Origin of the sequence: Bacillus sp. es.034, from assembly GCF_002563655.1 — a bacterium.
Classification (GTDB): Bacteria; Bacillota; Bacilli; order Bacillales; family Bacillaceae_B; genus Rossellomorea.
In genome coordinates, this window is sequence record NZ_PDIY01000001.1 from 1,986,866 (window position 1) to 1,999,954 (window position 13,089).

The 13,089-nt window shown below is 41.1% G+C and carries 10 protein-coding genes and 1 pseudogene; 6 read left to right on the forward strand and 5 right to left on the reverse strand.

Going from position 1 to position 13,089, the window contains the following annotated elements; translation table 11 throughout:
* Positions 1–165: 165 nt before the first annotated feature.
* Positions 166–1,020 carry a malate synthase gene (locus ATG71_RS10030; protein WP_098439472.1) on the forward strand — a complete coding sequence of 285 codons (855 nt, stop codon included), beginning with the start codon at positions 166–168 and terminating at the stop codon, positions 1,018–1,020.
* A 232-nt stretch (positions 1,021–1,252) separates the two neighbouring features.
* Here the strand turns inward: ATG71_RS10030 and dgoD are convergent, their stop codons facing one another.
* From dgoD to ATG71_RS10050, 4 genes are read right to left on the reverse strand one after another with little or no spacing between them, the layout of a single operon-like run.
* Complete coding sequence (dgoD, locus tag ATG71_RS10035; RefSeq protein WP_098439473.1) at positions 1,253–2,401, reverse strand: galactonate dehydratase; 1,149 nt, start codon at positions 2,399–2,401, stop codon at positions 1,253–1,255.
* Between the two features lie 18 nt (positions 2,402–2,419).
* Positions 2,420–3,055: a bifunctional 4-hydroxy-2-oxoglutarate aldolase/2-dehydro-3-deoxy-phosphogluconate aldolase gene (locus tag ATG71_RS10040; protein WP_098439474.1), complete on the reverse strand. Its 636-nt coding sequence runs from the start codon at positions 3,053–3,055 to the stop codon at positions 2,420–2,422.
* Positions 3,056–3,067: 12 nt separating this feature from the next.
* Positions 3,068–4,021, reverse strand: coding sequence for a sugar kinase (locus ATG71_RS10045; protein ID WP_098439475.1), 954 nt, complete (start codon positions 4,019–4,021; stop codon positions 3,068–3,070).
* A gap of 1 nt (position 4,022) precedes the next feature.
* On the reverse strand, positions 4,023–4,793 hold the full coding sequence (locus ATG71_RS10050; protein ID WP_098439476.1) for an IclR family transcriptional regulator: 771 nt from the start codon (positions 4,791–4,793) through the stop codon (positions 4,023–4,025).
* 224 nt (positions 4,794–5,017) lie between these two features.
* Between ATG71_RS10050 and ATG71_RS10055 the strand changes: the two genes are divergently transcribed.
* The 5 genes and pseudogenes from ATG71_RS10055 (at position 5,018) to ATG71_RS10075 (ending at position 9,581) form a co-directional block, all read left to right on the forward strand.
* A complete protein-coding gene (locus tag ATG71_RS10055; RefSeq protein WP_098439477.1) occupies positions 5,018–6,364 on the forward strand; it encodes a GntT/GntP/DsdX family permease in 1,347 nt (448 codons plus the stop codon).
* A 142-nt stretch (positions 6,365–6,506) separates the two neighbouring features.
* A pseudogene (gene rbsC, locus ATG71_RS10060) lies at positions 6,507–6,629 on the forward strand (ribose ABC transporter permease); the annotation flags it as partial.
* A gap of 190 nt (positions 6,630–6,819) precedes the next feature.
* Positions 6,820–7,263 carry a hypothetical protein gene (locus tag ATG71_RS10065; RefSeq protein WP_098439478.1) on the forward strand — a complete coding sequence of 148 codons (444 nt, stop codon included), beginning with the start codon at positions 6,820–6,822 and terminating at the stop codon, positions 7,261–7,263.
* 572 nt (positions 7,264–7,835) lie between these two features.
* A complete protein-coding gene (locus tag ATG71_RS23585; RefSeq protein ID WP_218925520.1) occupies positions 7,836–8,435 on the forward strand; it encodes a PH domain-containing protein in 600 nt (199 codons plus the stop codon).
* Between the two features lie 18 nt (positions 8,436–8,453).
* Positions 8,454–9,581: an SPFH domain-containing protein gene (locus tag ATG71_RS10075; protein WP_098439479.1), complete on the forward strand. Its 1,128-nt coding sequence runs from the start codon at positions 8,454–8,456 to the stop codon at positions 9,579–9,581.
* A gap of 222 nt (positions 9,582–9,803) precedes the next feature.
* Here ATG71_RS10075 and ATG71_RS10080 read toward each other — a convergent pair whose 3' ends face one another.
* Positions 9,804–12,344 carry an HNH endonuclease family protein gene (locus ATG71_RS10080; protein ID WP_179886508.1) on the reverse strand — a complete coding sequence of 847 codons (2,541 nt, stop codon included), beginning with the start codon at positions 12,342–12,344 and terminating at the stop codon, positions 9,804–9,806.
* Between the last annotated feature and the right edge of the window lie 745 nt (positions 12,345–13,089).

Sequence of the window (13,089 nt, forward strand, 5' to 3'; positions counted from 1 at the left end):
ATAAATTTGTATTTTTATCAAAAAAATGCTATAATGATTACCTGGTAATTTTTTAATGTTGAACGTTTAGTTAAATATCTTATTTAACCGAAGGGAAATTCAAACAGTTTTTGTGAGCTTTTCAGGCAATAGTACCCGAGTTATTATACAAGGAGGACTAATATATTGAATTTAATCAATAAGAAAGTTACACATGAGCGGTTTGGTATGGGAAGTATCGTTAATCATAATGATACGGTAGTTGAAATACATTTCGCCTCGGAAAATAAAAAATTTGTTTACCCGGATGTATTTGGACAGCACTTGAAACTACATGATAAAAGTGCTGCCAATTCACTTGAAAAAATTCTGCACGAGCAGGAAATGGAACTAAAAGAGGAAGAAATGCAGAAGCAAGAGGAAAAGGAACGGCAAAGAAGAAACCAGGAGCTTCGAGTGGGTCATGAAAAACTTATGAAAAATCATAAACTTCATCCCGAATCGCAGATGGTTTACAGGTGCGATACAGAAGAACAGATTAGCTCCTTTTCAGATTGGACGGTTTCCTCTGGTGAAATTAAAAGTGGTAATAATAAGGGGAAGCCAAACAAACCCAGTCGCTTACACCAAAACAGTGCGGTCCTGCTGACAGCGGTCGATCCCGGCATGCTTGAAAAAGACAGACGGATATTAGGTGTCTATATGGTGAAGGATAATTTCATCGGTAAACTTTGTGAAGATGGAAATATTCCTGCCCATTCCCATTACAGACTCAAACTTACAGACGAGGAATCAAAGCAGATGCCTTTCTGGAAGTACTATGCTAATGAAAAATCTCCTCAAAAAACGACTTGGAATACAGGCAAGTACCGTTATTTTGATAATTCGTGGATGGCTCAGATTTTGCGCGACATCGTTTCATTGAAAAGTGACACGGACGAACATGAGCTGGCACAACAATTTCTGGACCACTTCTCTAAGATGAATCAAATAGTAGAGCAGGAGTTAAAAGAGCCAAATGGAGCATTATTGCGTGCTTAGATAAGAACAGCGGGGGAACTGGCACATATATGGCGTGTTAGGTTCACTGCGAATAGTGTTTAAAAGGGACAAGGCGGCCGCCTTGTCCCTTTTAGTGGTTTTTGTACACCATACTTGTTCCTTGGTCACCCTGTTTTAATGGTAAATTTGTTAGTACGGGGGCAGGCCCTTAATGTTGGGGGTGGAAGCACCAACAAGGATGCCTCCAACACCATTCATATAGCAGGATTGACTACCACTCAGCAATCGATCGATCCTTATGACGCCAGATCGGGTTGTGCCAGTCGACTTCGTTTTCCGCGATTTTCCTTACGTGGTCTTCATTGATGTCGATCCCGAGTCCTGGACCTTGCGGGATGTTCACATAGCCGTTTTCGTATTGGAATACGTCTTTATCGGTGATGTAGTCCAACAGATCGCTGCCGACGTTGTAATGGATGCCGAGGCTCTGTTCCTGGATGAATGCGTTATGGGAAGTCGCATCCACCTGGAGACAGGCTGCCAAGGCGATCGGGCCGAGCGGGCAGTGCGGCGCCACGGCTACATCAAAGGCTTCTGCCATGGAGATGATTTTTTTGCATTCGGTGATTCCTCCTGCATGCGAGAGATCTGGTTGGATGATATCGACATATCCATCCATCAGTAATGGCTTGAACTGCCATCTGGAGAACATTCTTTCTCCCGTTGCGATAGGGGTGGACGTGTGATTGGCGATCTCTCTCAGTGCCTCATTGTTTTCAGGCAGGACCGGTTCCTCGATGAACATCGGTCGGAAGTGTTCCAGCTCTTTCGCTAATGTTTTCGCCATCGGTTTGTGGACGCGGCCGTGGAAGTCGATGCCGATGCCGACGTATGGGCCGACTGCTTCACGTACAGCTGCCACGCGTTCCAGTACCTGATCAATTTTTTCGTGTGAATCTACATATTGAAGCTCTTCCGTACCGTTCATCTTAACAGCGGTAAATCCCGTGTCGACGACTTTCTTGGCGGCAGTGCCGACGTCGCTCGGGCGGTCGCCGCCGATCCAGGAGTAGACCTTGATGGAATCACGGCATTTTCCGCCGAGAAGCTGATGAACAGGAGCATTATAAAATTTCCCCTTGATATCCCACAACGCCTGATCGATGCCGGCGATGGCACTCATCAAGATCGGGCCGCCGCGGTAAAAGCCGGAGCGGTACATCATGTTCCAGTGATCCTCGATATGGGCCGGATCCTTGCCAATCAGATTGGACATCAGTTCGTGGACGGCAGCTCGAACCGTTTCCGCCCTGCCTTCAATAACGGGTTCACCCCAACCCGTGATGCCTTCATCCGTTTCAATTTTTAAAAACAGCCATCTTGGCGCGACCTTAAAAAGTTCATAACCTGTAATCTTCACAATGATAACCTCCTACATTTATTGAACAGAAGCAATTTTATCTTTGAATTGGCGTGCTTTTTCGGTAAGTTTCTGCAGATTTTCTTCTGTCACGGCTTCCATGGAGTTGACAAGTGAGCTGCCGAGACCAACACCTGCAGCCCCTTTTTCGATATATTCAGCAATATTCGTCAGATCGACTCCTCCCGTCGGCAGCAATGGAATCTGGGGAAGCGGGCCGTGAATATCCTTTACAAAACCGGGTCCGAGGGAAGAAGCAGGGAAGACTTTAATGATGTCGCCACCTGACTCATAGGCCTCAAGGATCTCGGTCGGGGTGAATGCCCCGGGGATGCTGACGGCGCCGTAGCGCTTCGTCAATTTAATTGTGTCACGATTGAGGGAAGGGGAGAGGATGAACTGGGCACCTGCGAGTAAGGCCGACCGAGCTGATTCCGGATCAAGAACTGTTCCTGCACCCACTACCAGATCATCTTCCAATTCACTGCGGACCTTCTCGATGGAAGAGAGGGCTCCGGGTGAATTGAGTGTGATTTCAATGGCACGAACTCCGCCTTTGTACAATGATTTTGCAATCGCGAGAGCCTCACTTGGTTTAGAACCGCGAATGATGGCAATCATCTTTTCCTGTTTGATCGTTGAAAGAACATCCATACTCTTCACTCCTTATCTAGAAATATCTTCACTTACCGTGCTGCTCATGAACTGATGAAGCCTTTTTTTATCGGGAAGGCCTTCATAGTCACCTTTGACGGTCACGGTCAGGGCACCCATCGCACAGGCTTGTCTGACTGATTCTTCTATGCTTTCGCCGTCCAGGAGTCCTGAAAGCAAACCGGCGGCAAAACTGTCACCGGCACCGACGGGATCTACCATTTTTCCGACGTCGAACCCTTTGACGAACCCGCTCTTGCGCCCATCTGTGTAATAGGCACCGTCTTTACCTGTTTTGACAACCACGAGTGATGCACTAAGTTGTAAAAATGATTCGGCCATCTTCTCGGCATCATTCGTGCCAAAGAGGAATTCCCCTTCACTAAGGCCGGGCAGAATGATGTCAGATTGTCCTGCGATCTCCAGTAGGGTCTTTTTCGCGGTTTTTTCATCCCATAATTTCTTTCTGAGGTTAGGATCGAATACAACCCTGACGCCATGTTCTTTCGCGAACTTTATACTTTGAAAAATGGCTTCTTTAGCAGACGTGCTCAATGCCGGAGTGATCCCGGTGATGAACAGATATTTTGCTTTTTTTATATAACTTTCCTGTATGTCGGAGGTACTGATTGTACTTGCCGCTGAATAATCCCGGTAATACTGAATCCTGACTTCACCTTCACGGATGATTTCCTTAAAAAAAGTGCCGGTACGGTATTCTGGATCCATCTGAACCTGGCTTGTATCGACGCCTTCCCCGCGGACGGCCATCAGGATCCTGCGGCCGAACTCATCGTCCCCTAACTTGCTGATCCAGCCAGTCTCATGACCGAGCCTGGACAGGCCGATTAATGTATTGGTTTCTGCTCCTGCGATTTTGGCAGTGAACGAATCAGCATGTCTCATGAGCCCTTCTGATTGAGGGGAAAACTGAATCATCGTTTCACCGATCGCGACTACATCCATTCTATCTCCCCCTTGTTTCCGTTTTCGGCCGTCCGCCGATGTTTACTGTAATCTTTCCGGCGGTTTCGGTCAGTGATTTCACGATGGCTTCTTTTCTTGAAAGCATCCGTTGTTTCGGGCCTGCAACACTGATCGCAGCGACCAGCTCTCCTGCTGCCCCGAATAAAGGAGCCGCCAGGCAGTAGAGCCCCTCTTCGTTTTCCTCATCGTCGATGCTATAACCTTGTTCTTTAAAAATGTCCAATTGCGTTTCTAACTCTCTTCGATTCGTGATGGTATGCTCGGTGATTGGAATCAGTTCCGTCTCATCGAGAATTTGTTCACGTATGCGGGGCGGCATAAATGCAAGGAATGCCTTCCCAAGCCCGGTGCAGTACAGGGGCTTCCTAAGTCCGGGCTGGGCCGTCGTGCGGATGGACCTGTTGTTGTCGATCTTAGCCACATAAAATAATTCTTCTTCAGATAATACTGCCATGAAAACCGTTTCCTGTACTTCTTCCATTAATGAGGTTAAGTATGGGGTACCCACCGTTGAAAGATCGAAGGAATCCATGGCGCATCTTCCGATATGGATGAGCTTCGCCCCGAGCTTATACGTTTTTCCTGAGTCCTGGGAAAGGTAGCCCTCAGTCTCAAGTGTCTTAATGACATTGAACGTACTGCTTTGCGGTGCTGAGAGCAGGTGACTAATTTCCTTTACCGTCAGCCCGTTAGGATAGGCAGCCAGCAGTTCAAAAATATCGAGCACTCTTTTTGCAGATTTTACAGACATTATTCTTCACCTAAAATTCATATATGAGATTTTGATTCACAAATGTGAATTTGTTAATAGAACCCTATCACTTGAAAGCGTTTCAGTCAACTAAAATTATTTTATTCAAATAATTTAAAATTTAAGTTGAAGCGCTTTCAACCTTGTGTTACCATATGGAACAAATAAATCGCATATATGAATATAAATCACATATGTGAATTTCAATAAAAGGAGGATATACAATGAGTGGAGGTACTTTAATACTGATCGCCGCGCTCGGCGTGGCATTATTGCTGTTCCTTGTCATGCGCACGAAGCTTCAGGCGTTTCTGGCATTAATCTTGGTCAGTTATATCATAGGATTGGTGGCAGGATTGAGTCCTGCAGAGGTGTTGAAAGCCGTCCAGGACGGAATGGGAGGCACCGTCGCAGAGATCGCGGTCATCATCGGGATCGGTGCGATGTTCGGTGAAATTTTGAAAGTATCGGGCGGAGCAGAACGGCTTGCCTTGACATTAATGAAGAAATTCGGAGAAAAGAGAGTCAACTGGGCTTTAATGCTGACAGGTTTCATCATTTCGATTCCTGTATTCCTTGATGTAGCATTTGTTATTCTTGTTCCTATTCTATATAGCTTGGCCCGCAAGACAAAAAAATCACTTCTATACTATGGAATCCCGCTTCTCGCAGGTCTTGCCGTCACGCACAGCTTTGTCCCACCAACACCGGGACCGATCGCCGTATCTTCTTTACTCGGAGCCAACATCGGATGGGTCATCCTGTTCGGACTGATTTGCGGTATTCCTGCAGCGATCCTTGCAGGACCAGTATTTGGAACCTATATCTCAAAGAAAATCCACGTCAAGGTTCCTGAAAATATGATTCCCGAAATGGAAGAAAGTAAAGATGTAAAAGAACTGCCGAGCTTTGGTATGATTGCGTCTCTTGTAGGGCTCCCCCTCTTGTTGATCCTTCTTAATACGGTTCTATCAGCTACCCTTGCAGAAGGGAATAACTTGAGAACGACAATGTCATTCATCGGAGACCCAGGTGTGGCCCTGACTATCACTGCGCTTCTTACCTTTTACTTGCTCGGAACGAGAAGAGGTTATACGAAAGAAGAAATCCAGACGATTGCCACGAAATCCCTTGAACCTGCTGGAATCATCATCCTGATCACTGGTGCCGGGGGTGTATTCGGACAGGTGCTCGTTGAAACCGGGGTAGGAGATGTTCTCGCTGAAACGATGTCCAACCTGAATGTACCGATCATCGTATTCGCATTCGTCGTTGCCTCTGCTGTCCGTATAGCACAAGGTTCTGCGACAGTCGCCATGATCACAACAGCGAGCTTAATCTCGCCGATCATCGACTCACTCGGAATCGGCGGCCCGATGCTTGCGCTGCTCGTAATCACGATCGCATCCGGTGCAACAATCGCCTCTCACGTAAATGACTCCGGATTCTGGATGGTCAACAGATTCTTCGGACTTACCGAGAAAGAAACACTCAAATCCTGGACAGTCATGGAAACAATTATCGCATTTGTTGGTTTCGGAGTTTCATTATTGATCAGTCTCTTTATCTAGTTTCAAAGATTGATAGAAAAGCCTGCCGGTTGATTGGCAGGCTTTTTTGTTTTGTGCCAGTGGCAGCGAAAATATGTTGCGTGGTGGCCGATTTATAATAAGTAAGGTGGCGAGCGCTACGATCGACTGCCTACTTTGAGTGCTAATGGGAATGGTCAGCGGATTATTGATTACAAAAGGAAAAATGGCCCCATTTATCGCGACATTTGCGACGAAGACGATGTTCCGTGGTTTGACGCTAGTGTACCGTACCGACGATCAGATCCTGATTTTAAAGTGATAATTATCTTTAAGAACACAAACCTGCTCTTCATTTTCTCCTCCACTTCTAGCGTTTAGCCTTCCTCTACTTAATAACAACATATTTTAATAAGAAAGTTGATCTAAGGGGTATCCTTTCCCAGCCAATCTCACTATATAAGGGTTGAATACATACTGAAACAGGAGTGAATCAAATGGATAGATGGAGAAATTTAAACCAATGGATATTCGATTTGGATACATTTAATCATCTGTATATGTGGATTCTGTTGAATGCCATTTATGATGGCGAAGTTCAGTTAGGGTGTGTGGTGCTTGGTGAAATGCCGTTTATTCGGTCGATTGGGAAGTTTCGAGAGGACCTGCTTTATAAAGAGAGAATGTGGCCATTTTGTAAGTGGTTGGAGTCTGAGAATTATAAGTATGGGAGTGTCTATACGTTTAAGTCGATGAATGATTTGGCTTGTGGGGATTATGTCTATTGGATGAATATATTGATAAAAAAGGGATGTTATGATTCTGGGATTAACCGGCTTAATGATAAAGCTGATTCCGGAATGTCTTCGTGCGGTGAAAAGCATGTGAATCGGGTGCGGAGAGAACCTGCAAACAGACTTAAGAACTTAGAGAAAGAATAGATTTTAGAGAACAACAACATCAACACCACTGCCATTAGAGACGCTTAGGATGTAGATAGGGGGAGATGGTGAGTGGACATTTTCTCGTAGGGGACGAGGCATGCTGTGGACACCGAGGGATTACGTGGTGAAGGAGCGGATCAGCTTGAGTGAGATGTTGACGACGAGCGGATCGTGTTTATGATGATCAGTTTGACAATCAGGAGAGCAACAATCCGAAGCTGACACGATCAACATTCCTAGGTACTTGGGGAAGGAGCATGTGAATATTGGAGTCAGACCGCCATTTCTCTAATTTAATTCCCATAACTAAAAACTTAATATACTTAATAAGTAATAGACCTTCCTAATTATTGAATGCTAGAATATAGATTATTGGTATATTATTGAAAATTGTTACTATATATAGTAGGTGCACGTTTAATTTTTGTGATGACGGTACCACATTGTTGCCGGAGAAAATAGCTCAGGAAAAAAACTTCATTAAATGACAATTGACGGGGGAGTTTCTGTATGAGCTTCCAGTATGCCTTAGAATAAATAAATAACAGAGTTAAGGAGGAGAAAGCAAGTTGGCCAAGTACAATTTAGAGCCTAATGAATCAATCCTTATCCAGCACACAGGTGTCCTGCGTGAAACTGGAAGTCTGCTCATGAAACCATTCACGGATGAACTTATATTAACGACCAAGAACATCATTTGGATCAGTAAAGGTATGTTTGGCAATACAAAGGGTGTACACAAATACCCACTTAATCAAGTAAAGGTTATAAATGGAGAAGTGCAGACTTTTGTTAGAAAAGGCTCAGCTGGCAAGCCTAATCTCAATGTATACTTCATCAATGGGCAAGAGGTGTTTCAATTTCAGAACACAAGCAAAAGGGAAATTGCAAAATGGGTTAATGAAATTAGTAAAGTGTTAACCGGACATGATTCTACAAGGGGATCTGGTGCATACCAGTCTGCCATTCCTGGAACTGAGTATTTAGCAGAAACCCTTAAAGATACTGTTGGCGTATTCAAAAATGCCCTTGGAATAAAATCAAAGGGAGAGACTGCTGCTGTAACTGAAAAGGTTACAAAAAAATGTATTGGCTGTATGGCTCCACTTACAGGAACTAAAGGACAAAGTGTTCTCTGCAAATATTGCGATACGGTTCAAATTTTATAATGAGAGAGGCGGGTAACATTGGGAATTTTAAAAGCATTTACCTATTCGGTAGGCGGAACCTTTGCCAGTCAGTGGAAAAAAATAATCACAGCGGGACATTTTGATGAGCTCACAGTTGTTGCTCCTGGATTATTTAAAGACAACCATAATGGCAGGGGAGTTAATGCTCATGGATTTTCGGATATAATATCAAACGGCTCAAAAATATTTGTACCTGAAAATACGGCAGCCTTCATCTTTAGTCAGGGTGGAATTGAGAATATCATCACTACCCCTGGTGGATATGAATATCAAGATGGGGAAGAAAGTATTTTTAACGGAAAGGGCCTGGGTGCCTTTATCCTTCAACAGGCAAAAGATAGAATCGGCTATGGTGGTATCTCTCCTTCTGAAAAGAAGATTGCATTTGTAAATTTAAAAGAGATTCGTGACATTAAATTTGGTACACGCGGCCCTCAGGTTTATAACGATTTATACTATGGGTGCGACCTTGAAATCTACGCTTATGGCGGTTTTTCTATTAAGGTAGTTGAGCCTGAGGTATTCATAAAGAATTTCGTGCCTGCTAACACCAATATCTATACATTTAGTAACCCGAATGTTAGAGCTCAGGTTCTTTCTGAATTCGTCCAATCATTTATGGTTGCACTTAATTCACTTTCAACTACTTACAGGATATCTCAGTTGCCCTCTCAAGCTATGGAAATATCCAAGAGAATATCTGAAGATCCCTATAATGCTGGTTCCTGGAAAGTCCGCTTCGGATTTGAAATTACTAAAGTTACGGTCGAGAACATTGAATTCTCACCTGAATCAAGAGTGCTGGTTAACCAGTACTCTGCTAATAAGATGAATATGAGAGCTTATGAGGATGTTTCACAGAGAGTCTCCAACATTGCGGCTCAACAGAAAATCGCACAAGGCATTCAAGACAACGGACTTGGAAACGGCGGAGGCATGCTCTTTGGAATGAATATGGCTCAGAATATCGGGTCACAAGGACAACCTGCTTCCACATCAGCAGTATCAAACATGTCAATCAACGAGCAGATTGAAACTTTGAAAAAATTAAAAGAACTGGTCGATATGGGTGTTTTAACGCATGAAGAGTTCTGTGCTAAGAAGAAAGAAATCACTGGGCTTTAACGAGAGGTTTAAAGCAGATTAAATAATAAGGTAACGAAGCCGTTCAGAATAGTTGGACGGTTTTTTTGTAAGTATAGGGGGACGCTTAAGTCACTACCTTATTCTTTCGACGTACACCAGAATTCCTCCAAAGGTAGAATAAGAACCGTCCCCCGATTGTATAATCCATTTCTTTTTTCAATACTTTAATATTGTTTAATACCTTTTTTTCTGTTACAACTTTTATGCGTTAATTGAAGGTTTAAAAAATTTGTCACTGCCTCCAATACCAAGGGGTACTTTGTGGTCCACTTCACTTTCATCTGATATAAAGAGGAGAGAATTACAAAGAGGACAAACGTTGTTTTGCTTTTTAAGTAGCTCTTGCTTTTCTTCATTGGACAGTTTTATTTTTCTTTCGTCAACACTGTATTTCTCCCAAAAATCATCTATCATTAACTTGTATTTTGATAGCCCGACTCCATTTTGGTCGTCGAAAGGTAGTGATTTTGTATACCTAAATAAATTTGTGACTTCCTCTTTCATTTCAATTCGTTTATTTCTTACTATTTCGTAAGGGATTTTTGATAACACATACCATAATGCATAAAAATTCTGCAATGTTCTTCTAGCTGTCTTTTTTTGTGATAGATAAAATAACTCATCAAGTTCTTTCTTTAGATACTCTTCCAAGTTTTCAGTAACATCTTTTTCAACAAGTAACAATTTTAGTTTCTTAACAAAGGAGTCTATTGCATTAATCGACTTAATATAAGCATTTTTAACTTTTTCTTGTTCAGAGGCAGTATTTAATAGTTTAGTTATTTCTGTCTTGGATTTTACCCTGAAATTTATTTTGTCATTTCTTTGATAAATATCTAAGTCATTATGAGAATCTGGGTTTTCTGCCTTGTATTCGAAGTATGCTAACGTCGTGATTAATTCTTCATTTTCCATACGAGTATTCTTAAGTCTTGAAAAGAACCATTTATCATACTTGCTTGCCAAGGATCTGATTTTTTTTGTAATTTCTATATCTATATAGGAATTCCACATTTCAAAGGTATTTTCTCGTATGGGGTAAGGCTTGTTGTTTAAACGAATAAACAAATCTATTGGGTCGAATTGTGGATTAATCTTAGAGTCAATTGTAACGAGTGATAAATTGAAGTCAAGTATTTTTTCCTTGGTTTCATCACTAAAATCATCATATGATTGACCGTTTAACTCATTCAATATTCTAAGTTTATTCAATTTATATTTGTTCTTTTCAGACTGTCTTCTGTTTCCTTCTTCATCCAAAAATTCTTCACCAATAAATCCTAAAATTGATAATAGCCTCTGCTGACCATCCACCACTTCTAAAATTCCATCCTGGCGCTTGAATATAAATATAGGTGGTAATTTTATCCCCAAGAGTATGCTTTCAATTATTGCAGACGATTTCATTTGATTAATAGATTCACCTCTTTGATAAGAAGGTCTTAATAAAAAGCGTTTTCTATTCATCTGTCTACAAATATCATCAATGGTAGTTGTACTTGCATCGGGTTTATTTAATCGAAGAGTTTCAAATTCCTCAATCAATTCATTTGTATCCGGGGTATTATTCATAATTTTTTTGATTTTCTGTTGGGTATTCATATTATTTTTAATATAAACTTCTAAGTTTACGTTAAGTAGTTCCTCAAAAAAGGATGCAGTTCCAGTATACCTCTCCTTCATTTCCTTATAGAAATGACTATTTTCAGTAGAGTAAATATGAAGATTGTCAGAGATAAACTGTACTAATTTACTCTTAACCAGAAGTGTATTAAGTTTTTCGATATTGAATTTTTCTTGTTCAAGGGTAGTAAATGACCAAAATAAACATTCGAATACCAGTTTATTATGTTCTACTCGAGCTGCTTCCAGGGTATTTTTAATTTCCTTGATAAAATTAACTTTACTTATAAAGCTTTCGTAAAGGACCTCTACATCAAAAGTAGTATTACTTAAATTTTCAAAAAAACGTTGTATAACATCTTTCCGGCTTTGTAGGGTACTGTAATAATTTATTGGTAAGTTATGTAATACTAAAAATAATCTAACTTTCTGCATTGCTTTTTCTAAAGTAATCCCCTTTTTTGAGGTTTCCTTTTCCCTTTCAGAAAAGAATAGGTCTAGAAAATCTATGTAATCTGTTTCATCTTCTCTAAACCTTTTTTTAAAATAAGTAGTAGTATCGTTATTAATATAGATAGCCTTTTCAATTTCAGCATTTCTTAACGGGGTGATTCCAGAATTGTAGCGACGAAAAATTTCTTTTTTAATTTGATCTTCTTTCCTATCATCTAATTTTGGTTCATTTACCACACTAAATTCTATTATTCGAATCTTGGTGTCCCAAAAAACATCTTGCAAGCCGAGATCAAAATCCTCAAAACTTTTTTTCTGTAAATCTGAAAAAACACTTAAACCTTTTTTAGTTAAGTGAAATTTATTTTCCTTAAACCTTTTTATTGTCTCGAACCTCTGACGACCATCAATAACTTCTATATTCTTACCAGTATTAAAAAATACTAAAGGCGGGATTTCTGTACCAAGTAAAATACTTTCTATAAAGTAGGAAGCCTTGTCAGTATCCCAAACATAATTACGTTGATAGTAAGGGTCATAAACTGTATTTCTTGTACGTCTCTCATTGGCAAATAGGGTTTCAATTGACATTACTTTTGACTCGATTTTTATATGAGATTTAAAGATTTCCTTAATTTCTTCATCTTTTAAAAACAGTTCTGCCATCAGGACGTGCCTCCATTTCATTCTATAAGTCCATATTCTACAAAAAATTCCATTTTCCTCTAATTTTCCATAGCAATGAAATTTTGTATCTTGAATACTTGCAGGACTCACTTCAAAATTAAACACTTAGATAGACGTGGAAATGGTGTTGGGGTTTGTCCCTTGTCACGTTGAAGTATTAATCTGCCAGGGTCTGATCCCGAGTTTGAGTGTTATGGGATCTGTCCTGCCCCATATTTTCTTTTAGAAAGCAAGGCTTCTAATCAGTTTGCCCCTCCTTTTCATTGTGCCTGCTCCCTGCAACCGCCGGAATGTGCGAAGCCGAATAAAAGCACAAACTCAGAAGACATCAAAATCGCACTATCCCTATCCAGGTGAATTTAAGTGTATAACTAGTTAATAAATGGTAATATATAACTATGTATCTATTAAATTAAATGGAGCTGTTTAAATGGATTATAGTAAAGTGTTGTAGGATCTTAAACAAGATATCGACCGGTTAGATGTGGAGGATAAGTTAAGATTACCTTTACAAAGGATTGAGAGTCTACTCAGCAATCTTCATACAGAATTCATCAGCAAAGACGAAGAGAAAGTGCGTAGTAAGATTTTAGTTTATATTGAAGAGAGAAGAACAAGTATCTCTATAGGAACACAACCAGTAAATTTAAACCAAGGATCAAAGCTAGTAGTTCATCTATAGGGTTAGACCCTCAGCTCGGTGAGGCGTTAATGAGTTGGGGGC